Genomic DNA, 26,502 nt, shown 5'->3' with positions numbered 1-26,502 from the left:
AACCGCTATGATAGTAGTAACCGGTGCCGCTGGCTTTATTGGTTCTTGCCTTGTTTCCCGCTTAAATGCCGATAACTTTAACGATATAATTGTTGTCGATAATTTTACGGTAGCCCGCAAGGAGCCCAACCTGCAGGGGAAAAAAATAAAGTTGTTTGTAGACCGGATGGAATTTCCGGAGTGGCTGGATAAAAACTACGAAGAAGTAGAATTTATTTTTCATTTGGGCGCCCGCACCGATACCACGGAGTTTGACCCGGCTATTTTTAATTTATTAAACCTCGAATATTCTAAAAAAGTATGGCTGGCCTGTTGCGAGTACCAAATTCCGTTGGTGTATGCTTCTTCGGCAGCTACTTACGGGGCCGGTAAACTGGGCTACGACGATGACGAAAATATTGTTCCGTTGTTAAATCCGCTGAACCCTTACGGTGATTCGAAAAATGATTTTGATAAATGGGCGCTGGAGCAAACTGCCAAACCATTTTTCTGGGCCGGTCTTAAATTTTTTAACGTGTACGGGCCCAACGAATACCACAAGGGCCGCATGGCTTCGGTGGTACTGCACGCTTTTAAGCAAATAAACGACCGCGGCCGACTGGAGCTTTTCCGCTCGCACAACCCCGAATACGCTGATGGCGAGCAGAAGCGCGATTTTATTTACGTAAAAGATGTGGTAGAAATTTGTATGTTCCTGATGCATCACCGGCAAAACAGCGGTATTTACAACGTGGGCTCCGGTCAGGCGCGCACTTTCCTGGATTTAGCTTTTAATACTTTCGAGGCAATGGGCCGGGAAGTAAATATCGACTTTAAAGATACGCCTTCGGATATCCGCGACAACTACCAGTATTTTACCCAGGCTACTATGGATAAGCTGCGCCGGATTGGCTATACTAAACCTTTTTATACCCTCGAAGAAGGCATCCGGGATTACGTGCAGAGTTACTTAATTCCAAATACATATTATTAAAATCCAACACTATTTACGTATAAAGCACCGGTAAATACTTAATTTAAAATTTAATACTAAAAACCAGGTTTAACCGCAATCCAAAATGCTTAACGGCTAGTATACTTAATTATCAATGCATTAAGTGTACCTGCCATGTTCCGTTATTTTACTTATTTTGTTTTTTTATTTTTATTTGCTCTTTCGGCCTGTAACACCAACTCTATGCCGGCACCCGAAGCCCGACGCGAATATTTTTACTTAGCCCTCGGTGATTCTTATACCATAGGCGAAAGCGTAAGCGAAGACGAGCGCTGGAGCGTACAACTGGCCCAAATGCTCCGGGCCAAGGGTTTTAATATCCGCAACCCCAAAACCATTGCCCAAACCGGCTGGACTACCGGCGAACTCATCGAAACCCTTAACAAAACCTTTCAGCAACAAAGTTACGATTTGGTTACGTTGCTGATCGGCGTAAATAATCAGTATCGCGGACAAACCCTCGAAACGTACCGCGCAGAATTCCGGCAGCTATTACAAACGGCCATCCGGTACGGCAAGAATGATGCAAGCCGGGTAATCGTATTATCTATTCCGGATTGGGGCGTAACTCCTTTTGCCGAAGGCCGGGACCGCGCCAAAATAGCTACTGAAATAGATGCCTTTAATGCTGTTGCCCGCGAAGAAACCCAAAAAGTGGGTGTTACTTTCCTGGATATTACCCCACTGTCGCGGAAAGCCTTGGGCGACCAGACTTATGTAGCCGACGATAAGCTGCATTTTTCGGGTAAAATGTACCAGGAGTGGGCCAACCTGGTTTATCCCGTAGCCGAAAGCATTTTAAAATAATAACGAAACCTGCATCCGGCCCGTGTGCAATATTTCCTGTCCATTGGGTTTGCGCCCGTCGTAATTAACCGAAATATTCAGGCCATTGGCCAAACGTTGCTGCAAAATAAAATTCCAGGTCAGGTTATCTCCGGGGCGTAACGCGTTCAGCATTTCGTAGCCAATGGCCGAGTTTTCGTTGCCCTGGTAATTTACGTTAATGTATTTTAGGGTTCCGGTAAGAGTGCGTTTGCTTACCTGGCTCACCCGCGTTTCCAGCCCCAGTTCGTGAAATATTCCTTTTTCCTGCGTTTCGGATTGGTTCAGCCGGTTTTGCTTGCGCGTGTATAAGTAAGTACCAGTAAAGCGGGTGGCGTTCGTAGGCTGGTACGAAAACTCCGGCGAAACATCGTAGCCCACAATCCGGAAATTTTTGGTGCTTAAATAATTTGATAAACTTTCGCGGGTAAACTGGCTGATATTAAACTTAGCACTTACCGTTTTATTTAAATTATAGCGGGCAATAATGGTTTGGGTACCTATGTTGCGCACATCGGTACCGTTGGTGAGCAATATTTTCTGCTGATTTTGCTGCAGGGTATATTCCAGGCCAAAGGTAGGATCGCTGCGGTTATAAAAAACCGTATTGCGGAAAGTATTGGCCAGCGAAACCAGCAGACGGTCCTCAATATTCAGGCTAAAAGGATTAAACCGGTGCCAAACATCGTCGTCGGTCGTTTTCTTGTTGATGTTAATATAAGTAACGGCTGACAGGCGGGAAGCAAAATTCTGGATAGCAGATTTGCCGCGCCAGCTACGGGGCATGGCACTGTTGAGGCGGTAATTAAACTGGTTGGAATAAGCCCTGATGTATTCGTCGGTGGGCAGAAAAACTTTAATGTGCGTGCGGTAGCGGGCATCGGGTACCTGGGCTTCAAAATAATCGTTTAGTTCCTGCGGATTACCGCCTTCTATGAGGTAGTGGGTGCCTTGCCCAGGCCCTACCTGCACAAATTCGTAACGCCGGCGGGCTTCCTGCCCGGTAGCTACCGTATAACTCAACTCCGAGCGCAGATGCCGATCCAAAAAATCACCCAGCCAGTTTACCGTTGATAATATAGCCGATTCATTCAGGCTGTCTTTGTTATCTACCTGCCGGTAGGTTAGCAGCACGTTTAAATCCTGAGAAGAACCTATTTTAGTTTGCAGCATGCCCCGGTAAGTATGAGCCGTATTCCGGGGACCCAGACGCCCTTCTTCGGGGCGGCGGTCCTGGCGGTAAGCGTAGTCGAGGCTAAATTTGGTGGCGGCGGTATCCTGGCTGCGGATGTAAAACGTGTGTTCATCAAAATACATCGCCGACTGCAAAACCGAATCTGGCCGCGAAATGGCATTTACCCGGTTTTTATCGAAGCGGTAGGTATACCCCGGAATTATTTTGTAAGCAGGATAATTCACATCAATATTTCCCCGGGACCAATCGGATTGGCCGGTGCGGGCAGTGGCATCGAGTAAAAAGAAATCGCTCCGCAAGTTTATTCCCCGAAACTGGCGCGCAAAATCCAGGTAATGCTGCATCCCTTCTACCTCGTTTTGCCGGTAACGCTGAATCAGGCGGTAATTAACCAGGTTATTTACATCTTTCTGCGCCCCTACCGAGAAGTTAAAAATATTGTCGTTCACCCTGGTGTCGGCATTAATAGGCAAACTCCAGTTACGGTTAAACTCAATATCGCGGAAACGGTCGATGGGCTGAAAATTAGCATCCGTGTATTCGTAACTTAAGGCGCTCCGCAGTTTATAATTGCCCAGCAAGGCCACCGGCTTGTCTTCTATGGCATACCCGACGCGCATGGCTTTACCTTTATCGTCGCGGCTGTCCTGCTCCGAAAATTTATTCACGTCGTACTCGCTGGCAGCAGTTTCGAAGAAAATATTCGTTTGGTCGTCTATTTGGTAATTGCCGCCTACGGTGGCTAGTTGCTTTTTCTGAGGGGTGGGCAAAATACGAACTGGCGCATAACTACCCTGCCGTACCCCGTTTACCGGGGGCACGTACCGGAAAGTGCGCCCATTAACCGTACTGCCCGCCGGTACATAATCGCCCCGCATTGGTCCTACATCGGTAAAGCGCACCGTATAGTAGCGGTTCAGGTCGGGTTCGCGGGTGTACACGTAAATATTATCGGGCTGGCCATTTACTAAAATAGTAGAGTCTTTGTACAAAATAAGCTCCGGGTCGAAGTTGGCCAGTTCGGCGCCCGGCGTAAAAGCCTGGTTCAGGCTGTCGCCAATGGATTGCAGCAATAATTTTTCCTGGTTGTTCAAATTCAGGGTTAGTAAATTATTCTGGTTATCACCTTCGTTGTAAATATTAAAATTCAGGTGCAGCTTGTTTAAATCCTGGTAGTGGCTGGCGTGGTACACCGAGCGGTTATAGTTGCGTTCGGAATATTCAAAATCGACGCGGATGCGGGAGTACCGGGTTATCAGGCGGCGGGTCGTAAAGGTTATTTCGGCCTGGTTGTAGTCTATCACGTAATCAAAATCGAAGCCCCGCGTCAGCAACTGCCCGTCTAAAAACACCCGTTCGGAGTTAGCCAAGATAATGATAAACTTTTCGTTATTAGGCCCGGGTACCCGGTAAGGTCCCTGCACCCCTTCCTGCGGCGTTATGGCCACGGAGGCAAATTTACCTTTGGCTACCGAAGCGGCAATGGTGGTGCTGGAGGCGTTTTTAGTACCTTGTTTCCGGTTTACTTCCAATACCCCACCCTGCACGTTTTTGTAAAATCGTAAAAAATGGCTTGGCTTATTTTTTAGTACCACGTCGCCGCCGGTAATATTCCACAAGCGGTGGCGCAACGTAATATACACTTTATCGAACTCCTGCAACTGCTGGGTATTACCTTCGGGCTGAAACGGAATATTTTGGTCGGTGATGGCCGCTAGTATATCTATTTCGTCGGATAATTTGCCTTCGAGCTGCAGGTTGAGCGCCGAGTTAACAAACACGTTTTGCTTATTGCCAAAAGTGATACCGCGCGTTACGGTTCCGGTTTTGTTTAAGCCCGGCGTACTAAACAATTCTTCTTTCTGGCCCAGGCTTTCGGTGTAATAAACGCCCGGCAGCCGCACCGTATCCGCTGCCGTCAGTTTGCGCTTGTAGCGGGCCAGTGCCAAATTCAGCGGCAGCACCCGGTAACAAACCAGCACCGAATCCGGTTCTCCCGGCAATATCACTACTTTGGGGCTGATGACCGAATCAGCCGGAACACCATTGGTATTTACGGTATCTGCTGGCTGCATCTGCAGAGAATCCGGGGCAGAAAGGGAATCCAGAAAAATTCTAATGGGCTGGGGAACGGGTACGTTCGTAAAAGAAAATAAACTGGTGCCGGGATTATAGATAAAGCCCAGGCCTGGGTATTTGCCTTTACTAAAGGTAATGGAACCCGGCACTACCGTTAGTGAATCGAGTAGAACGGGTTTATCGGTTAATTTAAGCCACTGGCAGCGTTTACTGGTGGTTTGGGAAAAGGCCGGCCAGCTTAAAAAGCAAACCAGAAAACTTATAACCAGCCAACTCCTCATTCCTGTGCTAACGGTAATTCAATGTAAAAGGTAGTACCCTCCCCTTCCTGCGTTTCGAACCAGATGCGCCCACCCGCCGTTTCAATACCTTTTTTAGCCACGGCCAGTCCAATGCCCGAACCGGTGAATTTGGTGCTAAAATTCGGCACAAAAATTTTATGCTGAATTTCCGCGGGTATGCCAGACCCATTATCGTGGAAACTAATCAGGGCTTTATCATCGCATTTCTTTAAAGATACGCAAATTTCCGGGTGCCGACCCGTTGGGATGGCTTGCAGGGCATTTATCATTAAATTGTTAAAGGTCCGCATCAGAATATTCTCGTCGGCGATTACTTCAAAAAGTCCTTCTTCAAAGTTGCTGCGGATGGTTACGGCTCCGGGGTTGCTGTGCAAATCCAGGCTTTGCTTTAATATAGTAGCCAGGTTAATGCGCTCTAATTTTAAATCCGGCAGGGCCGTAAAGTTCGAAAACGAAGTAGCAATATCGCTCAGGATTTCTATTTGGGTAATTAAGGTGCCCGATATTTTATTAATGAGCACATCCAGGTTGTCGCGCTTTTCGGCAATGGCTTTCTGTAAATATTGCAACGACAGCTTCATCGGCGTGAGCGGGTTTTTTATTTCATGGGCTACCTGCCGGGCCATTTCGCGCCAGGCAGCCTCCTTTTCGCGTATGGCCAGTTCCTTTTTATTATCATCCAGCTTGCGCAACATCTGGTTGTATTCGCTAACCAGTAAACCAATCTCATCCGCCGATTCGTACACCAGTTCTTCGTTTTTGCCGGTAAGGGTAGTTTGTTTCAGTTTTTGGGTTACGAGTTTCAGCGGTACCGTTAAGGCCCGGCTTGCCCAGTTGGTAATAACCATAAACATGATAAACATGCCCACAAAAATATTCATAATAGTGGTGAGCAACTGAATCAGTTTCATATCCAACTCTTTTTCCGAGTCGAAAAAAGGTATACCAATAAAACCATCTACTCCGCCGGGCTGGTGCAGCGAAGGCAAAGGCAGATATAAAGCATTAAACGACAAGTTACCCGTCTTTTCGTCCAGCAAAATGCGGGGGGCATGATGCTCTTTAATATCGGCAAAAGCCTCTGGGTTAATGAGTTTCGACAATAAACCGGTTTCAAAAATTAAGGGCTGGCTGGAAGTGACTAACTGACCCTGCGCATCGTAAATTTCAATATCAGCCTCAGCCAAACCGGCTATTGAGCTTACCTCTTCGCGCAAGGCTTCGCGGTTGGTTTGGTAAGTGGGCCACGACCAGGAGTTTAAAATGCTTTGCTGTACCATTTTGCCCCGGTTTTCATACGTATCCTGCAAATCTTTTTTGTAAGAGGCCGTTACCAGACTGCCCGTGGCTACACTTACCACCAGCAGCGGAATAAGTACACCAAAATTAAGAAACAGCTGAATTTTGGTACTGAAAGCCGTATTGAGCGCCTTTTGCACCCCGCCTTTTAATAACAGAAATGAAAATATATAGAGCAGAAAAACAAACGTGTGCACCAGAAACAAAAAGGAGAAATTAGAGAGCACGTCGCGCAGCGCATACTGCTCAGTGGTAATTATTATCCGACGGTCGCCGCTGGTAAAGCCCCAGTGGTGGTGCCCCTGCAACCGGATGCCGTTCTGGTACAAACGCGGATCCTGCAACAATTTCTGGTTAAAAAAATGGACATACAGGAAATTGCCTTCGGTGTACTGAATCATGTTGCCCTGGTAAATAATATAGCTGAACGAGCGGCTGTACAAAGGCTCAAAGTTCCGTTGGTCTACAAGTAATTCCGGAATTACGCTGTAAGGCATTTGCCGGGTCTGGTTCAGTTCCACCGCAATAATTACCCGGCTGCCGTCCTGCCCATTAACCGGAATAAATTTAATATACCGCCGCGAAAAAGGCTGCGGCCCGGGCTTAATCAGGTACAAACCCGGCAGTTCGGTTTTTACGGCATCCCGTAAATAGCTATTGCGGTAATCATTCAGCGAGTACTGGTTACCTACAATATCGGTGGCCATACCATTTGCATCAAAAATTTTAATGTTGCTCTCGTACTTATCAAAATACTCCCGCAAGTAATATTTCTGAATTTTTATCCGTACGAAGTCTTTATTCGCAAAGGGGCTGGTGATTTTACTCCTGATAATTTTATCCCGCTGGATCAGCCGGCTGATATCTTCCAATATTAATTCACCCTGGATATCGCGCTCGAGTAAAATATTGCGGGCAAACCGTTGTTTCTGGCCAATCAGTTGCTGGTTGTAGTATTGGTACATGGCCAGGCTGCCGGTTAAAGCGCTGATGCTGATAATCCAGAAAATAAATAAATAATGCTGAAACGGGTTTGTGGAAAGATTCTTCCGGAACTGACTAAACAGAATGGCCAGGTAAAAAAGGAGGCTTAAGCCCAGTAACACTACCGCTATATTATCGCCCACAAAGCCGCCGATTAACAACAAAGCAGCTGCCAGCGCAATACTACCCAATAAAGTAGGGCTTTTCTGATTGCCTTCCATCTGGTAAAAAACCTGCATTAACAGATGCGAAAGCACCAGGAAAATAACTGTAAAAGAGACGAAAGCCGCGTAAATTAATATTTCGTAAATAGAAAAATGTAAACTCTGGGTAATATCCATTACCAGCGGCGAGTTACTGAAAGTGGTAAAATAAACAGAATACAACCACAACAGTAACAGGTAAAACCCAACAGCACAACCTATTTTTATCCAAAAATGCGCTTGGTTCGACACTTTCCGCAGGAAGGCTTTAATCTTTTTTTCCCGCAAAACCTGGTTCAGGTGGAAAGTAAAAATTAACAACATGAGGGCATTGAGCAGCATATCGCCGATTGACGGCGACCAGAACGATGCCGCAAATAACCGGGGGCTGAAAGCCTCCAGTTCCCATACTGCAAAAGGGAAATTAAAATAAAGCAGGATAATCCGCACCGCCAGTAAGGGGCCGAAAAGTAAAAGGGTACTTCGCCAGATTTGCTTCCCATGCTTTAGGTAGGCCTGACTAACCTGAATAAGCGCCCACACCAAAAATATAACGCCTAAACAAATAAGTGTAATAGCAACCTGGCTAATCTTTCGGGATGTGTTTTCTTCCAGGGGCTGAACCGAAAACAAATATTTGCCTTTATAATATATTTCCGGAAAATCAGCCTGTTGATCCAGTACAATCTTGACTTTGCGATTGCCAAATACCTGCTCGTTCAGACCCGACTGTAAATACCGGTTGCTGATGCCATATTGTTTTTCGAGGGGTATGTAAACCTGAATCTGATATTGGTTGTACTGGGTACCCGATACCAGATATTTACCAAATTTATTTTCGGCTATTTTAACTTCATCGGGTAATACTTTTGGAATATAGTCTACAATGAGCGTATGGTCGGTCCAGAAAACGGGCTGGTTGTCTTTATAAACAAAGGTGGCAAAATAAGGCTTTTCGTTTAGCAGGTCATGGAAGTTAAGCGTATCACCCGATAAATAGGGTTGTACCCGCTTCATGTCTAAGTTAGCCTGGCGTAGTGCCCTTCCCAGGTTTTCGGTAACGTCATTAAAGTCTGGTTTGGCGTTGGGATTGAGAATATAACTATAAATATTTAACCCGGCGGCAGCCACAAAACAAAGCAGCGCCAAAAGTAAAAATTTATAGGAGGCGTATTTGAGTTTCAAACGAATTGTATTTTACCCGAAATTAGTCAAAAATCATGCAAAACAGATTTTCGGGGTAAAATAATTGACGGTTACGATTTATCGTAAACCGGATCGTAATGAACACTGCCAAACAAGTATAGCATAACCACCCGGGCATAGCGGAAAAGGAAAGTAGTAAGAAGCACGGTAACCAGGGTAATGGCGGTGGTATATACCCATAAGGGCGGGTCATTAGCCAGGTAAAAAAGAGACACCCCTACTATCAGAACATTAATTACTGAAAAACCATAACTAATGTACATGGCACCCCAGTAAAAACCCAGTTCAATCTCGTACCGGAATTTACATACCGGGCAATGTTCGTACATATTATCGAACTTGCGCAGGTTAATGGCCGAGTGGGTAAACATATCACCCCGGTGGCAACGCGGGCACTTACATTTGAGGATAGCTTTTAAGGTTGAGCGGTGGCTCATTGTTGTTTGCGATTGTTCCGGTAATAAAGGAAGCCCACTGTGCCCACCAGAATGTAAGGAATAGCCATTAGGTACAAAATACCCTTATTCAGGCCGCGGCCCAAATTAGCTAACTTATCATCGCCATTCTGGTTAGATTCTACCGAGGCCCGGCACATCGCACATTGGGCATTGGTTTCGGTAGCTGTAAAACTAAGCACCAGCGTTAAGGCAACTAACGAAATATAATATTTTATAGCTTTCATAAAGATAAACCCTCCTCCTCTTGCTTAAACATTAATTATAATACGGGGCAATCATAAAATAGACCAACACACCGGTAACCGCCACATACAACCACAGCGGGAAGGTCCAACGAGATATACGACGATGACGTACCAACTGGTTGCTGATTCCAAAATAAACCGATAGTAATACAAAAGGCACAATTATCGCTGCCAGAATTATATGGGTTATCAGTACAAAGTAATAGATAGTACGCAGTACGCCTTCGCCGCCGTAACTGGTTGGCGCCGCCTGGTAATGGTAAGTTACGTAAGAAACCAGGAAAAAAGCCGACAGCACAAAAGCCGTAGTCATAGAAAACCGATGAAACCGGGCATTCCCCTTTTTAATAAACCGATACCCTGTAACCAAAGCCACCGCTGTTAAAGAATTAAGCAAGGCGTGTAACTTTGGTAAAAAGGTAACATCTACATCGCCCAATTTACCAGTTTGGGGTACAAACAAAAGCAAAGCCACTAATAACGGTACTGCTACTGAGAGTACTGCAATTAAAATTAAATATTTAGTATCGTTGGCTTTAAAGGTGTTAGTTGACATGCTGCTTTTCCTCCTGCAATAAAACGTGTATTTCGGTTATCAGCCGGTCTACATCTTCTTCGTTGGTACCATCGTAAATACCCCGCACATGCTTTTCTTCGTCAATTAATAGAAGCTTTTCGCTGTGAATAAAATCCGGAATAAGTGACGGCGCCTGCATGGCCGGAAGCCTATACCCTTCTTGCGCTAATTGGTAAATCTGCCTTTTCGGCCCGGTTAACAAGTACCATTTATCTGGTTTGGCACCGTAGGTTTCGGCATATTTACTTAAAACGGCTACCGAGTCGCGCTCCGGATCTACCGTGTAAGAAACTATTTTTACTTTGGGCTCCTTGGCAAAAGCTTCCTGCACCTGTCCTAAATTATTAGACATCTTTTTACAAACATCTTTACAGGAAGCGAAGAAAAAATTGGCCACGTAAATCTTACCTTGCAAATCCTGCTGCGAAACAGTTTTGCCGGTTTGAGAAGTTAAAGAAAAATCCGGAACGCGGTGGAAAACAGTATCCCCGTTCCGGACTAATGGTTCGCCGGTATCTTCTATTACCGGCATATAAGTTCTTAATGAATAGTGGTTAGTGCCAAATACTTTTAAAAACAAATAAACCAAGATAGGTACAATTAATAGTACGCCAAGTAAAAGTACCTTCTTTGGGGACATGGTTATTTAAAGTAGTTAAAAACGGCATCTGCATAGTAAGACCCTTCGGTTACTAATGCAATAATGAGCCATACCAATAATGCGGTTGGTACCAAAATTGTCCAGATCAGACTTTTGGTTTCATGCTTTAAGTGCATAAACTCAGCCACAATAAAGAAAGCTTTAAAAATAGTGAGAATAATAAAGATGATATTCCGTAAAGTTCCCGGCTCCATAAAGAAAGCAAATGCGAACTCGATGGCGGTAAGTACACATAATATTACAAAAACCCGCCAAATGCCTTTGGTCTGCGCCTTCGGTATTTCTCCGGTTAATTGTTCATCGTGGGCGTGATGCGAATGACTTGCCATAATATTTTCAGGTATGAAATGTTAGTTTTCAGGTGTTCTTTGCAAGTAAAACGACACAGAACACCTTTTTATTTAATTTTTATTATTTATTAAGCTTAAACCAGGTAGAAAAAGGTAAATACGAATACCCAAACCAAGTCTACAAAGTGCCAGTATAAACCTACTTTTTCCACCATTTCGTAATGTCCCCGCCGCTGGTAAGTACCATTTACGGTGTTGATAAACATAATGATTAAGAGAACTATACCGCTAAATACGTGCGTACCGTGAAAGCCGGTAATAAAGAAAAACAAATCGGCAAACAGTACCGGTCCATATTCATTCTGCACCAGAGTTGCCCCGAAAATTTTGGAACCATCGGCCAATGCTAAACCTTGGTCGGAGCCGTGGATAAAGTGAGACCATTCCCATGCCTGACAAGCCAGGAAAGTACTACCAAACAAAATAGTCCAAAGCAGCCATTTTTGTACATCATTCTTATCCATCCGATGGCCCGCCTCTACGGCCAGTACCATGGTTACAGACGAAAGAATCAGAATCATGGTCATTAAGGCCACAAAAGCCAGTGGCAAATCAACCCCGTGAAAACCTGGGAAAGCATTAAATACCTTTTCCGGAATGGGCCAGTAAGCGTTCGAAAAAACAAAGTCTTCGGATGTACCGGTATAGGCATTGTGCCGATGACGAATAAGACCGTAGGTAGTTAAAAAAGCCCCAAAGGTAAAAGTATCTGAAAGCAGGAAAAACCACATCATGAGTTTTCCGTACGACGCCTTCATGGGTTCATTGCCACCATCCCAGGTTCCGGTTTTTGGCTGCTCCAAGGTTGTTGTTGTTGACATAGTTTATTTAGGTAGAAGAAATTTAATGATTCAGCGATAAAAACAAATATAAGTATACCCATAAACCGCCTAAAAAGTGCCAGTAAACGGTGCAGAGTTCTATTCGTAACATTTTTTTAGAATGGACTTTAAAATTAAAGGCCGAAATTAATACAATTAACACATATAATAAACCCGTAATCAGGTGAAACCCGTGCACACCCGTTAAGACATACAGGAAAGAACCGGACGGGTTTGCATCCGATCCACCAAAGAATATTTTGCGACTAACCAAATCACCCCAGGCCTCCCACTGGCCGATTAAGAAAGCAACTCCCAACGCCAATGTTAAGGCAAGGTAAATTTTTAACTGGTTAATATTATCTTTTTTGGCGACAAAATACGCCAACTGCATAAACACACTGCTTAAAACCAACAAAACAGTATTGATTAACAAGTTATCTGGTAAGTCAAATTCTAACCAGTTTCCTTCTTCTTTGCGCACTATGTAAGCACTGGTAAAAGCGGCAAACATCATAATTATACTTATGATAATTAACCACAGCGCAAACTTCAGCGGATGTACCCCGGATGAAGTTTGTTTTTGTTGAATTACACCAGCCATATATCTAAACCTTATCTAAAACGAAAGCAATTTGTACAATTGGTAAATATAAAAAAGAGCCGAACATAATGCTCATAGCTGCCTTTTTAGAACAGGTATGCATGAGGTAAAATGTTTGCATTAAAAACAAAACCCCACAAATAACCGCTACAATAGCCGATGTTTTACCTGCCATGCCAAATTGCAAGGGCAACATACCCAAGGGTATCAATAATAAGGTATACATCATTATCTGTACAGCGGTTTTAAGATTTTTCCCGCCTTCCATCGGTAACATCCGGAAACCGGCCTTCTTGTAGTCATCGTCCAGTACCCAGGCAATGGCCCAAAAATGTGGAAACTGCCAAATAAATTGGATGCCGAATAAAATGCCGGCTTCCATGCCAAAAGTGCCGGTAGCGGCTATGTAACCAATCATGGGGGGTAAACCTCCCGGAATGGCACCAACTAACACACACAGTGGAGAAATGCGTTTTAGCGGGGTATAGATAAATCCGTAAATAATTAAGGATATTAAAGACAAAGCCGCCGCCATCATATTAAAATAAGCTCCCAATAGCACCAGGCCGCTTACTCCTAATATAAATGAATAAACCGCCGATTCGGTAACGGTAACAAACCCTTTCGGTAGTGGTCGGTTACTCGTCCGCTTCATCAACTTATCCAGATCTTTCTCAAATATTTGGTTGATGATATTAGCGGACCCTGTTACCAATAAACCACCCAGCATTACCAGCAATGGCTCGTACCAGAAAAAATCGCGGTTGCCCAGCATATAGCCCACCGCACTCGAAAATGCGACCGTTACGGAAAGCCGGAACTTTAATAATTGAAAATAATACTTTATCTTACTGGTTAAGGCCAGATTTCTGGCCAGATTATGCTTTACCTCTTCTGCTATCATCTCACGCTACCATTCGAGCCACCCCTTTAAAACGGGTAGCATATCCATAAATAATTAATATATAAAACTGCACACCAAAAATGAGGGCTGCCGCTAATAAGTGTAATGGCTGCAAAAAAGCCGGAATAGCCCAATTAACCATTATCACCCCAAAAATAATTTCTAACCCTATTAATGCTAACAGCGTTAAAAGAAGCTTATTTATTTGTCCGTCTTTTAAGCGGAATAAAAGATAAGCTAAATACAGGTTGACCAATAACACTAACCAGGAAAATGACCGGTGAATGTAAAAAGAAAAATCTAATTGGCTTATCCACTTCTCCCGTTGCAGGTAATTAAAATTGAAAGCAATCTGGTCTATCATTTCCCGTACCTGGGTACCTAACAAGGTCTGCCCAAAGGTTAGAAACACAACCAACCAGATTAGAAGATATATCTTCCGGGAAAAAAAGAACATTCGCTCCTGCAACACCACAACCTGCGACCGGGCAATGGCATAAATCAGAATGGCCACCATCAATAAAGCCAAGGCCATATGTATGGTAATCATTACCGGCAGCAGATTGGTTGAAACAACTAAAGAACCCAGCCAACCCTGAAAAATCACGAGTAAAACGGAGAATACCGATAAATAAACAATGGCTTTATCTTTCCGGTAATAAGCAAAAGAGTAGAGCATCGTCAGAATAATAAATATTCCGACCAGCACGCCTACTAAGCGGTTCAGGTATTCAATCCAGGTTTTTTGAACATTAAATTCGGTTTCCAGGTAAGCCGTTGGATGCTCCAGCAAATAGGTCGCTATCTCTTCAAAGCCCAAATTATTCACGTACCCGGCGACCCGCTGATTCTTTTGAATTCTCTTATCACGGTAAACCTCCAGGTAATTATCTGGTAACTGCTCAATACTGGTAGGAGGAACCCAGCTACCAAAGCACTTAGGCCAATCCGGACATCCCATGCCGGAACCCGTGCTGCGCACGATTCCTCCTACCAAGATTAAAAAATATACAGAAGCAATGGTTAGTACTCCTATATTTCTAAATCTTTTAAAACTAAAAGATTTATCTGTCATTTAATTTATTTTACCTAATCCTTATCGTGTGGCAGGTTAGAGGACTGCGTTTCTGAATAAGGAACAGTTTGTGGAATAAAATCGTCTTCAGCGCCCGGTTTGCTGTAATCGTATGGCCAACGATATACTGCCGGAATAGCTCCTGGCCAATTACCATGCCCTGGAAGAACTGGTGTAGTCCATTCTAAAGTATTAGAATGCCAAGGATTGGCAGATGCTCTTCTACCACGGAATATGCTGTAAACAAAGTTAAAGGCAAAGATAAACTGAGCTAACCAGGCAATAATAGCCGCTAAACTTATGTACATGTTTATATTGGCGAAACTCTGAAATAAATCGAAACTAGTCCAGGAATAATAGCGGCGCGGGAAACCGGCAATACCTACGTAGTGCATTGGCATAAACACCATGTACACGCCAATGAAAGTTAACCAGAAGTGAACATAGCCCAATTTCTCATCCATCATTCGCCCAAACATTTTTGGGAACCAATGATATACCCCGGCAAACATACCAAAGAAAGCTGCCGCCCCCATTACCAGGTGGAAGTGTGCTACCACAAAATAAGTGTTATGAACTTGAATATCTAGAGCCGAGTTACCCAGAATAATACCAGTCAGACCTCCCGAAATAAATAGTGAAACGAAACCAATAGCGAACATCATAGGTACGGTAAACACAATATTTCCGCGCCACAGTGTAGCAATCCAGTTAAATACTTTTACTGCTGATGGTACCGCAATAATCAGGGTAAGAAACATGAATACGGAGCCCAGAAACGGATTCATACCCGACACAAACATGTGGTGCGCCCATACAACAAAGGAAAGCAAGGATATACCCAACATGGAGCCAATCATGGCCCGGTAGCCGAAAATAGGTTTGCGCGCATTGGTAGCAATAATTTCAGAAACAATACCAAAGCCAGGCAAAATTACAATGTATACTTCCGGGTGACCGAGGAACCAGAACAAGTGCTGGAATAAAATCGGACTGCCACCTACGTTAGACAGCGCTTCACCGGCCACATAAATTTCTGATAAGTAGAAACTGGTACCAAAGCTCCGGTCGAATATTAACAACAATACGCAGGAGAGTAAAACCGGGAAAGATAATACCCCTAATATTGCCGTCAATAAAAAAGCCCAAATGGTTAGAGGCAGTTTTGTCATCGACATACCCGCTGTCCGGAGATTGATAATGGTGGTGATATAATTAATACCACCTAAAAGTTGCGAAACAATAAAAAATGCCATGGCTACAATCCACCAGGTCATACCGGCGCCTGAGCCCGGCATTGCTTGCGGCAGTGCGCTTAGGGGCGGATAAATGGTCCATCCGGCAGCGGCCGGCCCTGTTTCCAGGAACATGGAAAAGAACAGAATGATACTGGATATAAAGAAAAACCAGTAAGAAAGCATGTTCAGGAAGCCGGAAGCCATATCGCGGGCACCAATCTGCAAAGGAATTAAGAAGTTACTAAAGGTACCACTTAATCCGGCCGTTAGTACAAAGAATACCATGATGGTACCGTGCATGGTTACCAAACCAAGATAAAACTCCGGGCTCAGCTTTCCTCCCTCTATCCATTTTCCCAGCAATGGCTCCAGCCACTCCAGGGTTGCCTGGGGCCAACCGAGTTGTAGCCGGAAAATACTGGATAATGCTCCCCCAATAAACGCCCAGATAATACCGGTTATCAGGAATTGCTTCGCGATTACTTTATGATCCTGGCTAAATATATATTTGAAAATAAAATGCTGATCATGATGATCATGCTCATCATGTGCATCATGTTCGTGATGCACATCCTTATGTAAGGATATATCTGTACTTGCCATAAAAAGAATATTTTAATATTATAAAGCTGCTTTTTCTGCTACTGGTTTAGTCTCCTCTTTCGCAGGAATTACCGGAGCTGCGTTGGCTTGCATTTTTTCCAATAATTCCGGGTTCTGTTCTGCGAAGCTTTTTTGCTCCGACAACCATTTTTCATAATCTTCCGGCTCATCTACAACTAAAGTAGCCCGCATAGCAAAGTGGCCGCGGCCACAAATCTGGTTACAAACAATTTCGTATTTAAAATCAGGATTGCCCGTCTCCGTGGCCATTTCGGCAGTAGTCTTGGTAGGTACAAACCAGAACTTGGTTGGCATTCCTGGTACCGCGTGCATTTGAATCCGGAAATTAGGTTGGTAAACATCATGGGTTACATCGCGGGAACGTATGCGGAATAAAACCGGCTTTCCTTTAGGGATATGAATATCACCGCTGGAGAAGAATAAATCATCCTGCGCTTTGGGATCAGATAAATCAATTCCTAATTCGTTGGTGGCATCAATTAAAGTGTGTTTAGCTACTCCTAATATATTGTCTTTACCCGGATAACGATATAACCAGTTAAACTGTTTTCCAACAATTTCTACTACTACTGCGTCAGCCGGTGCCGGATTAGTAATTTTAGTCCAGGCCTTCCAGCCGGAAAAAACTAACAGCGCCATTACTACTGCCGGAATTATAGTCCAGACTACTTCCAACATGTTGTTATGAGGATAGTAATAGGCCTTTTTGTCGGCCTTGTACTGGTACCGGTAAGAATACCAAAATAAAAGAACATGGGTCAGTACAAATACGATTCCCAGAATTACCATCGTTGTCCAAAACATTTCTTCGATCCAGGCAGCATGTACCGAGGCAATCGGCACCATAAAATCGTCCATGGAGTCTGCAAAAGACCAGAAGAATGCAGTACCGCCTATTATCAGAAACGCCAGGAAGAGCATAGCGTTAATCCGGTTACTGGTGCCAACTCTTTTGGCGTAGCTTCCCCGGAATACCGAACTGAAAATCTGAATCCGGAAAAGTAAATAAAGGACAACTCCTAGAAGAGCAAGTACTAGTAATATTGCGAGTGTAATCATTATTTTTATATAATCAGGTTAAACGTGATGGTGAACAGCTTCTTCCAAAAACGGATGGTTTACCGGCACTAAAGAAGCACTCGCCAATTTTCTGGTAAAGACGGTTAAGAATATACCTGTAAAAAATAGTAAGGTACCTAATTCTATAAACCCAAAGCCGCTCTCACCTCGCAACGTACCCGGCATTACCATCTGGTAAAAGTCTAACCAATGACCAAACAACACTACAAAACAAACAATTTTTAACATGATCATTTGTCTTTTGGCATCCCGGGTCATCAGTAAAAGGATAGGGAAAACAAAATTCAGGAATAGTATGGCAAACATTATCCAGGTATAATGGCCATCATAACCATGGAAACGCTCCTGAAAATAGACAACCTCTTCGGGTAAGTTCGCATACCAGTAAAGCATGAATTGTGAGAACCACAGGTAAGTCCAGAAGATGCTGAAACCAAACACAAATTTACCTAAATCATGCAAGTGGTTCGAATTTAAAACTTTTAAATAACCGGCTTGCTTCAGGTAAATAGCAGTTAAGGTAGTAGCTGCTAACCCCGCCACAAACCAACTGGAGAATACATACCAGGCAAACAAAGTACTAAACCAATGGCTATCTATGGTCATAACCCAATCCCAAGCCGACATGGAGGAAGTTACACCAAAAACAACTAAAAATATAGCAGAAATACGAATGCTTTTGTGGTAATATTCCAATCCACCATTCAAATCCTCGCCAATAGATTGCTTGCGCAGCCACCAATCAAAAAAGATCCAGGCCCCCACAAAAATAACCATCCGGATCAGGTAAAAAGGCTCATTTAAAAAGGCCTGCTTGCCGGCCAGGATAGGATCGTAATTAGCATTATCTTTGATATAAAGGGTTTCATCGGTCCAGTGAAATAACTGGTGTTTCCCAATCAAAAATACAACCAATAATAATATACCTCCTATGGGTAAATATGCAGATAATGCCTCCAGAATACGTTTGATGGGAACCGACCAACCCGCATAAGCTACATACTGAACGGCCGTAAAAAACAAACCGATTACTGCTATACCGATAAAGTAAACATTATTCAGCCATAAATTGGAAAACAAGCGATTAACCCAGGTAATAGCATGGTGACCGCCTTCGGCCGCAGCGGCGGCTTCTTCGCCATGTCCGCCTCCATGGTGGCCGGTACTGTTCATGGTAATAAATATTCCCACAATCATCAATACCAGACCTAACCCTATCATAAATAAGAACCGGTTGCTGGTTCTTTTAGAGATACTTAGTCTTTCTTCTATCATTATCGGTTAAAATTATTCTTCCTGAGCGTTAGTTTGTTTTGTTGCACCGGCATTTTCGGTAGCACCTCCGGATGGATTATTGGTGCCGGTTACCGGGTTGGTATTTACATCAGTAGAGGCCCCTTGGGTGTCGATGTTTTTTACATCTTCTGTAGCCGGATCCGTTTCGGGTTGTCCTACTCCCTGCAAACCAGTACGTATGTACATAGATATTTTCCAGCGTTCTTCCGGGTTTAACTGGGTGCCGTGCGGCATCATCCGGCCCCGGCCGTTGGTAATCACATGATAAATATGCCCAAGCGGCACGGTTTTCAGCCGGTCCTGTGTCAGGTTGGCTACTCCTAAGAATTTTTTACCTACTAAACCATCTCCGGCTCCTTCTGCTCCGTGGCAAGGCGCGCAAAAGCGCACGTACAACACCTCACCATCGGCCAAGTTTGCTTCGGTTGCTCTTAACGGATTCTTTAATCTGACAGCTGCTAAATCTACACTATCCTTAGGGATGTGATTGTAGAAAGTTAATTTTCCCCTGGCTATGGACCCTTGCGCCGGAACCCGCATATTTAAACCACCTGGGTTTAATACATTCGATTCGTTTTGTTTTAAAGGATTGTAGGCCGGATCATCGTACATCTGCGGCGCGTATTCCGTTCCGGTATCATTTGGTCCGGGTGAACAGGAAAACATTAGGACCGAAGCAAAAAACAGAGAAGAAGTGGCTACGCCAATTTTTAATAAATTATTCATTATTTGGTTACCTCCTTCTCGTTAACTTCAATGGCACCATTGTTTCGCAGAAGGGTATTCAGTTGGTTTACATCTGTTACACCTTCTTTTACTTCAATTGCCATAATAAATTTATCATCCGTAGACCGCACATCCATAACCGGCACTTTTAGTTTAGGATAAAGGCCCGAAATAATCAGGAAAGTAATTACCATGCCGTGCGCGGTAAATAAAACCGTTAACTCAAAGCTTACCGGAATAAAAGCCGGCAAGGCAATGTGGGGTTTACCGCCAATAATCATTGGCCAGTCAAAGCCCAGCATGTAAATCTGCATCCAAAGGGCGAAAGCAAGCCCGGTTAATCCGTACAGGAAAGCGGCAATTGGCAAGCGGGAACGCTCTATTCCTAAAGCATCATCTATACCGTGCACCGGGTAAGGCGAAAAAACAGTATATATTTTCGTGCCGGCTGCCCGTATATTTTCAATGGCATGAAGCAGAACATCTTCATCCTCATAAACGCCGAGAATGTATTTCTTATTTGTCATGGTGCGCTTGATTGTTTGGTGAATGTGCGTGCATTGTTTCTGGCGCATGAGAATGCTGAACGCCTGATGAAGATTTCAGAATGGTTTTTACTTCAAACATGTTAATTACCGGGAAATATTTGGCAAATAGTAAGAACAAGGTGAAGAATAAGCCCAGGGTTCCCACGTAAATACCCACATCTATGATGGATGGAGTGAACATAGCCCAGCTTGATGGCAGGAAGTCGCGGTGCAGCGAAGTAACAATAATTACAAAACGCTCGAACCACATACCAATATTTACGAAGATGGAGATAATAAAAGTAGCGACAACGCTTCTTCTGATTTTGCGGAACCAGAAAAGTTGCGGGGTAATTACGTTACACGTCATCATAGACCAATAAGCCCACCAGTAAGGACCGGTTGCCCGGTTAATAAAAGCGTATTGCTCATACTCTACGCCGGAATACCAGGCAATAAAGAACTCAGTAATATAAGCCACCCCAACGATAGAACCAGTTAAGATAATAACCTTGTTCATCGACTCAATATGCTCCAAAGTAATATAATCTTTCAGGTAGAATACATCGCGGGTAATCAGCATCAGGGTTAGTACCATCGCAAATCCGGAGAAAATTGCCCCGGCCACAAAATAAGGAGGGAAGATGGTGGTGTGCCAACCCGGAATTACCGAAGTAGCAAAGTCCATAGATACAATGGTGTGTACTGAAAGTACGAGTGGCGTTGAAACACCAGCCAGGATTAAAGATACGGTTTCGTAACGTGACCAATGTTTGGCAGAACCGGTCCAGCCGAAGCTCAACAACGCATAAGCCCGGCGGGCAATTGGTCCGGTAGCCCGGTCGCGGATGGTTGCAAAATCCGGAATCAAACCTAAGTACCAGAATACTAACGATACCGAAAAATATGTACTAATCGCAAATACGTCCCATAACAGCGGGGAGTTAAAGTTCACCCACAGCGAACCAAAGGTATTTGGTAATGGCAGTACCCAATAGGCTAACCAGGGGCGGCCCATGTGCAATACCGGGAACATGGCCGCGCAGATTACCGCAAAAATCGTCATCGCTTCGGCCGCGCGGTTGATAGAGCTTCTCCATTTTTGGCGGAAAAGCAAAAGAATAGCCGAGATGAGGGTACCCGCGTGACCGATACCTACCCACCACACGAAATTGGTAATGTCCCAGGCCCAGTTTACGGTTTTATTTAAACCCCACTCCCCTATACCAAACCACAGGGTGCGGTAAACAGAATATATAAAAATGCCCAGAAAGAAAAGCGCAACCGCTAGCGCAATGGCCCACCGGATATTCGGCTTTGCCTCAACTTGCCGGCTGACATCATTGGTGATGTCGTGGTAGGTTTTCCCTCCTGTTACTAAAGGTTCTCTTACCGGAGATACATGTTGCATATTTTATTCTTAATTTAAATTTATATCAGCCTTTAAGCGTTAGTTGTCGTCAGGTTATTGTTTCTGATTTTGGTCAGATACGTTACATTCGGTTGCACATTGAGTTCTTCCAGTACGTGGAAAGCACGTTCGCCATCTTCCCGACGCAGTATTTGCGATACCTGGCTGTTCGGATCTTTCATATCTCCGAATATAATGGCGTTGGTTGGGCAAGACTGCGCACAGGCGGTTACGATCTCACCGTCTTTCGGACGACGCTTCTCTTTTTTCGCCTCCAGCTTACCGGCTTGGATCCGCTGCACACAGAAAGAACATTTTTCAATTACTCCCCGGGCGCGTACTGTTACATCCGGATTTAACACCATCCGGCCTAAATCCGAGTTCATCTGGTAGTTTTGGGCAGCAAACTTCTCATTATCGTAGTAAGCAAACCAGTTGAAACGACGCACTTTGTACGGACAGTTGTTGGCGCAATAACGGGTCCCTACGCACCGGTTGTAAGTCATTTGGTTTAAGCCCTCGCTGCTGTGGGTAGTAGCCAGTACCGGACAAACTGTTTCGCAAGGAGCGTGGTTACAGTGCTGGCACAGCATGGGCTGGAATATTACCTGCGGATTTTCGGAAGGCTCTTCCATGGCCTGGTAAGTTTCTATGGTACCCAGGTTAGAAGTATCTTTATGGGTATCGCTGCTATAATAGCGGTCGATGCGCATCCAGAACATTTCTCGACGGTTTAACACTTCCTGCTTACCCACAATTGGGGTATTATTTTCAGAAGCACAACCTACTACGCAGCTACCGCAACCAATACAAGAGTTCAGGTCAATAACCATTCCCCAATGGTGGTTCTTGTACTCGTAATCGTACCACAACGAAACCTTCGATGGCGATTGCGGCCCGTCCGGCGTAGCCACTTTTATGTATTCGGTTACTTCTTTCGGATTTTTCCGGTAAGCATCCAGAGAAGCCTCCTGCACTACATTACGGTCCATAATGGTGTGGTGCGTTTGGGTCTGGGCAATTACTTTCTCTGCGCCGGTTTTTTCTAACTTAACGCTGTTGATGTACAGCACACCATTCTGGTTAGTTGCTGCCAAAGGATAAACGTTAACACCAACCAGGTTCGCAACCGGTCCGGCATGGGTACGGCCATAACCCACCGCAATAGCAACGGTGCCACGGGCCTGCCCCGGCTGGATTAAAGCCGGCAGTTCTATAGTTTTACCGTTGCCGGCTGTTACACGTATTAGATCGTTCTGCTGAATATCCATTTCTTTAGCCAGAGAACGCGGAATAGCTAAATAGTTATCCCAGGTAGCTCTGGAAATGGGATCCGAAAGTTCCTGTAGCCAAGGGTTATTGGCTTCTACACCGGAACCAATAGAAGATTTCTGGTAAATAGCCAGTTCTATGCCTTTACTGTTGCGGGCGGTTTGGTTAATAGCCACTGCGGCCGCCGCCATAGTCATAGGAGCTACGGTAGCCGTGGTAGTTTGGCCGGCCGATGTTACGCCTTCTAAAACGCCATCGTGTACAGCTTTATCCCAAGCGGCATTAAAATCGCCACCTTTGGCAAAGTTGGCACGCCAGTGGTTACGCAGGTAATCATAATAAGAAGTATTATTACCGCTCCAGGCTAATAAGCTATCCTGCGCCTGACGGGTTTTGAACAGCGGCGATATGGTTGGCTGCGCTAAGCTCAGGTAACCTCTTCTCGGTTCAAAATCATTCCAGGATTCCAGGGGATGATGATCCGGAGTAATGTAATCGGCCAGCACAGCGGTTTCGTCAATCCGGTCGGCGAAAGATATTTTTACGCCTACTTTCTTCAGACCACTTACTACTTTATCGGCCAGCGGGTGGTTGTAAACCGGGTTAGCATTATAAAATATTACCGCGCCTACCGTTCCGGCATTCATTTCGTTAATGAAGCGGATCATTTGGGTATCATCACCCTGTTTGGTGTAGATAGGAGCGGCGGTGTTAATGGTAGTGCCTTCGCTACCCAACATGCGGTTTATATCGCGTACCAAAGTCTGTACCGCCACATCGTTAGAACCGGATACCACTAAGGCTGCACCCCGGTTAGCTAATAACTCTTTAGCCGCTGCATCTAGTTGTTTGGTTTGCGCAAAAGCTGGGGTATTTAATACCTGGCCGCCGGTTCCCTGGGCTATGCGGTTATATAAAGCGGCTACCGCTACTCCTTCCTCAGAAGGTTTAATGGGTACCCGTACATCGGCATTGGCGCCAGTTAAGCTTAAAGTAGCCTCAAACTGGTAATGCCGCGACATATTAGGATTATCTTTGGTTACCTTACGGTTGGTAATATATTGTTTGGCAAATTCTACCTGGCTTAACCATGCCCCTAAAAAGTCAGCACCGAAACTAACAATGGTTTTGGCTTTGCTGAAATCATAACCCGGAATAGTGCCGCCATTGGCTTTTAACAAGCCCGAAACCGAATACGGATCGTAAACAAAGTGCTCGAATGAAGGATATTTGGCACCGAACTCCCGGATTACCTGTTTGGTGGATGGGCTGATGATGGTAGTGGATACCAATGCCACTTTCCCATTTACCTGTCCTAATTTAGTTCTGATTTCCTGGTCTATCTGCTCCCACTCGGCATCAATGTGTTTTTCGCCTCTTTTGGTTACCGGGTTTGGCAGGCGGGTAGTATCGTAAAGGCTCAGCACCGTGGCCTGGCCTCTGGGGCTTAAACCGCCCCGGGTCAGGCTAGAAAGCGGATTGCCTTCAATTTTAATGGGCCGACCTTCCCGGGTTTTTACTAAAATACTGTTATAATCGCCGTCGGTGAAATAAGTAGAGGCATACCAGTTAGCAATACCCGGCTCTATTTCTTCAGGCTTGTTTAAATAAGGGATTGCTTTTCTGACCGGTGCCTCGCAAGATGCCAGCGTAGCCGCCGCCACACTAAATCCTAATAACTTAAGAAAATCGCGGCGCGGTGCAACTTCAGCATTTTTGCCTGAACTACTTTTATCTTTTACCGGCAGGAACTCCGCAAATTCATTTTGTGAATTTCTTACAAATTCCGGAGTGTTTTCGAGCTCTTCCAGCCCTTTCCAGTATTTAATTTTTTCTTGCATATTATGGATAGAAAACTCAGATGCTTTTGGAAAATAATATTAGTAATGGCACTTAGAGCACTCGGTACCGCCATTTGATGACACAGTAAAGGCTGCGCCTTTATTTACTTCGTCATGTATTTTTACCAGGTTATCGTAGTACTTATTACCTTCGGTATTTAGGGGTTGCTCCCGGTGGCAGTTAATACACCAGCCCATGGTTAATGGCGAGAATTGATAAACTACATCCATGGTTTCGATTGGGCCGTGGCAGGTCTGGCACTCAATGCCGCCCACTTTGGTGTGCTGCGAGTGGTTAAAGTAAGCTAAGTCAGGCAGGTTATGCACCCGCACCCATTCAATAGGGCGGTTTTTCTCAATGGCCGTATAAATTTTTCTGATTTCTGGAGATTCTTTCTTAATCTGGCTGTGGCAGTTCATACAGATGTTAGCCGACGGAATATTGGCGCTCCGGCTCTTGTAAACACTGGTATGGCAGTAGTTACAGTCAATCTGGTGTTCGCCGGCGTGTAATTTATGCGAGAAAGCAATGGGTTGGCGCGGCTGGTATCCTTGCTGCAAACCTACTCCGTACGTTTCTTCAATGGCAATATCGGTTAATACTACCACAAATATCAAACCCACAATTACCTGTACTGCTCTGGATTTATATACTTTAGAAAAATCGAAACGCTGATCTACTAATTCCAGGTCATTGCCATCTAAATCTTTTTTACCCCGCAGGTAATCTTTCATCAGGTTAGCAATAATCAGGAGCACAATTACCATTACAATTAATATCACAATCAGTGCTATTAATATAACGTGCAGGTAATTGCTGGCATCTCCCGCACCGGCTCCGCCCGGACCATCTGTGGCAGCAGGAGCTGCCTGATCATTGGCTGGCGTACCAGTAGGCGCGGTAGCAGCAGTAGCGCTTTCTACCTCAATATATTTAACAATAGAAGTAATTTCTTCATCAGACAAAGCAAAGCTTGGCATTTGCTGCTTGTCATATTCGTTGAATATAGCTACGGCTGCTTTATCGCCGCTCTGCACCATTTTGCTGGAATTCCGAATCCAACTGATTAGCCAGGGCAGCGGATGTTTTTTATGCACATCTTTCAGGGCAGGCCCTACCAGCTTTTCGTTTAATGCGTGGCAGCTGGCGCAATTGTTCTTAAACAAAGCCGCACCTGCCTGCACCTGGGCATCACCCGCACCGGAAGCAGCCCCGGCGGTAACACCATCCTTGCTAACGGAGGCTTCTTCGCCTTGCGCAAAAGAAGAAAAAACGGTAAAAAAAGAAAGGAGAAGAGTTAGTAAAAATGGGTATAGTTTGTTGGATTTACAGCTAATCATTGCTTAGATTGCTTTTTTAGTAAGGTGAAACTACATTTCGGGCACAAATCTACTATGCGATTTCTATTATTCAAACATAATATCTCATAATTTTGGAGTGCTAAAAGCCTTAGCACCAACTACTGGGGTAATTAGCTGATAATATGCGTTTTAAACGTTTAAAATGCCTTATTTAGAATATTTTTAAATTAGCATTATAGCTTTTCAGATGGTCCTTTGCTGCCTGGGCCCGGAATTATTCAAACTGAATTATATTCACTACTCTTTATTAATACAAAGGTTATAGAAAGGCCCTTTGCTACCATATAAATGATGTAAATACGGATAGGCACTCCGTATAAAAAAGTAGACAAAAACTATTCAC

General features: G+C 44.5%; 21 protein-coding genes. 2 read left to right on the top strand and 19 right to left on the bottom strand.

What is annotated here, in order from left to right; translation table 11 throughout:
- Window positions 1-7 precede the first annotated feature (7 nt).
- A complete protein-coding gene (gene rfaD, locus AAE02nite_RS14715) occupies window positions 8-973 on the top strand; it encodes an ADP-glyceromanno-heptose 6-epimerase (RefSeq protein WP_146898823.1) in 966 nt (321 codons plus the stop codon).
- Window positions 974-1,108: 135 nt separating this feature from the next.
- Window positions 1,109-1,801, top strand: a complete 693-nt coding sequence (locus AAE02nite_RS14710) for an SGNH/GDSL hydrolase family protein (protein WP_146898820.1) — start codon at window positions 1,109-1,111, stop codon at window positions 1,799-1,801.
- Here AAE02nite_RS14710 and AAE02nite_RS14705 read toward each other — a convergent pair.
- The 19 genes from AAE02nite_RS14705 to AAE02nite_RS14615 form a co-directional block, all read right to left on the bottom strand.
- Complete coding sequence (locus tag AAE02nite_RS14705) at window positions 1,793-5,374, bottom strand: DUF8818 domain-containing protein (protein WP_146898817.1); 3,582 nt, start codon at window positions 5,372-5,374, stop codon at window positions 1,793-1,795. The genes AAE02nite_RS14710 and AAE02nite_RS14705 overlap by 9 nt on opposite strands.
- Window positions 5,371-9,066, bottom strand: a complete 3,696-nt coding sequence (locus AAE02nite_RS14700) for a sensor histidine kinase (protein ID WP_146898814.1) — start codon at window positions 9,064-9,066, stop codon at window positions 5,371-5,373. Before AAE02nite_RS14700 ends, AAE02nite_RS14705 begins: the two co-directional genes overlap by 4 nt.
- A 71-nt stretch (window positions 9,067-9,137) precedes the next feature.
- On the bottom strand, window positions 9,138-9,524 hold the full coding sequence (locus AAE02nite_RS14695; protein WP_246151053.1) for a DUF983 domain-containing protein: 387 nt from the start codon (window positions 9,522-9,524) through the stop codon (window positions 9,138-9,140).
- The gene (locus AAE02nite_RS14690; RefSeq protein ID WP_146898810.1) at window positions 9,521-9,769 is read right to left on the bottom strand and encodes a CAMCR motif-containing small membrane protein; all 249 of its coding nucleotides are present in this window, start codon (window positions 9,767-9,769) and stop codon (window positions 9,521-9,523) included. Before AAE02nite_RS14690 ends, AAE02nite_RS14695 begins: the two co-directional genes overlap by 4 nt.
- Window positions 9,770-9,800: 31 nt before the next feature.
- A complete protein-coding gene (locus AAE02nite_RS14685; RefSeq protein ID WP_146898807.1) occupies window positions 9,801-10,346 on the bottom strand; it encodes a DUF420 domain-containing protein in 546 nt (181 codons plus the stop codon).
- Entirely contained in the window at window positions 10,336-11,007 is a 672-nt protein-coding gene (locus AAE02nite_RS14680; RefSeq protein ID WP_146898804.1) for an SCO family protein, read from the bottom strand. Before AAE02nite_RS14680 ends, AAE02nite_RS14685 begins: the two co-directional genes overlap by 11 nt.
- Before the next feature lie 2 nt (window positions 11,008-11,009).
- Entirely contained in the window at window positions 11,010-11,357 is a 348-nt protein-coding gene (locus AAE02nite_RS14675) for a cytochrome C oxidase subunit IV family protein (RefSeq protein ID WP_146898801.1), read from the bottom strand.
- A gap of 95 nt (window positions 11,358-11,452) precedes the next feature.
- Window positions 11,453-12,199: a cytochrome c oxidase subunit 3 gene (locus tag AAE02nite_RS14670; protein WP_146898798.1), complete on the bottom strand. Its 747-nt coding sequence runs from the start codon at window positions 12,197-12,199 to the stop codon at window positions 11,453-11,455.
- 22 nt (window positions 12,200-12,221) lie between these two features.
- Entirely contained in the window at window positions 12,222-12,803 is a 582-nt protein-coding gene (locus AAE02nite_RS14665; RefSeq protein WP_146898794.1) for a cytochrome c oxidase subunit 3, read from the bottom strand.
- A gap of 4 nt (window positions 12,804-12,807) precedes the next feature.
- The gene (gene cyoE / locus AAE02nite_RS14660) at window positions 12,808-13,707 is read right to left on the bottom strand and encodes a heme o synthase (protein WP_146898790.1); all 900 of its coding nucleotides are present in this window, start codon (window positions 13,705-13,707) and stop codon (window positions 12,808-12,810) included.
- Window position 13,708: 1 nt separating this feature from the next.
- Window positions 13,709-14,782, bottom strand: coding sequence for a COX15/CtaA family protein (locus tag AAE02nite_RS14655; protein WP_146898787.1), 1,074 nt, complete (start codon window positions 14,780-14,782; stop codon window positions 13,709-13,711).
- Window positions 14,783-14,796: 14 nt separating this feature from the next.
- The gene (locus tag AAE02nite_RS14650; RefSeq protein WP_146898783.1) at window positions 14,797-16,623 is read right to left on the bottom strand and encodes a cytochrome c oxidase subunit I; all 1,827 of its coding nucleotides are present in this window, start codon (window positions 16,621-16,623) and stop codon (window positions 14,797-14,799) included.
- Between the two features lie 18 nt (window positions 16,624-16,641).
- A complete protein-coding gene (locus tag AAE02nite_RS14645) occupies window positions 16,642-17,703 on the bottom strand; it encodes a cytochrome c oxidase subunit II (protein ID WP_146898780.1) in 1,062 nt (353 codons plus the stop codon).
- 18 nt (window positions 17,704-17,721) lie between these two features.
- Window positions 17,722-18,999 (bottom strand): quinol:cytochrome C oxidoreductase, encoded by a 1,278-nt coding sequence (locus AAE02nite_RS14640; protein WP_146898777.1) that lies wholly within the window; start codon window positions 18,997-18,999, stop codon window positions 17,722-17,724.
- Between the two features lie 12 nt (window positions 19,000-19,011).
- Entirely contained in the window at window positions 19,012-19,746 is a 735-nt protein-coding gene (locus AAE02nite_RS14635; protein WP_146898774.1) for a c-type cytochrome, read from the bottom strand.
- Entirely contained in the window at window positions 19,746-20,273 is a 528-nt protein-coding gene (locus tag AAE02nite_RS14630; protein ID WP_146898771.1) for a DUF3341 domain-containing protein, read from the bottom strand. Before AAE02nite_RS14630 ends, AAE02nite_RS14635 begins: the two co-directional genes overlap by 1 nt.
- A complete protein-coding gene (gene nrfD / locus AAE02nite_RS14625) occupies window positions 20,263-21,684 on the bottom strand; it encodes an NrfD/PsrC family molybdoenzyme membrane anchor subunit (RefSeq protein WP_146898768.1) in 1,422 nt (473 codons plus the stop codon). The genes AAE02nite_RS14630 and nrfD overlap by 11 nt, the downstream gene beginning before the upstream one ends.
- A 32-nt stretch (window positions 21,685-21,716) precedes the next feature.
- A complete protein-coding gene (locus AAE02nite_RS14620) occupies window positions 21,717-24,797 on the bottom strand; it encodes a TAT-variant-translocated molybdopterin oxidoreductase (RefSeq protein ID WP_146898765.1) in 3,081 nt (1,026 codons plus the stop codon).
- Between the two features lie 39 nt (window positions 24,798-24,836).
- On the bottom strand, window positions 24,837-26,138 hold the full coding sequence (locus AAE02nite_RS14615; protein WP_146898762.1) for a c-type cytochrome: 1,302 nt from the start codon (window positions 26,136-26,138) through the stop codon (window positions 24,837-24,839).
- Between the last annotated feature and the right edge of the window lie 364 nt (window positions 26,139-26,502).

This window comes from Adhaeribacter aerolatus, from assembly GCF_007991635.1.
Taxonomy (GTDB): Bacteria; Bacteroidota; Bacteroidia; order Cytophagales; family Hymenobacteraceae; genus Adhaeribacter; species Adhaeribacter aerolatus.
The sequence above is the reverse complement of the archived record's forward strand: the minus strand, read 5'-3'. Positions and strand labels throughout refer to the sequence as shown.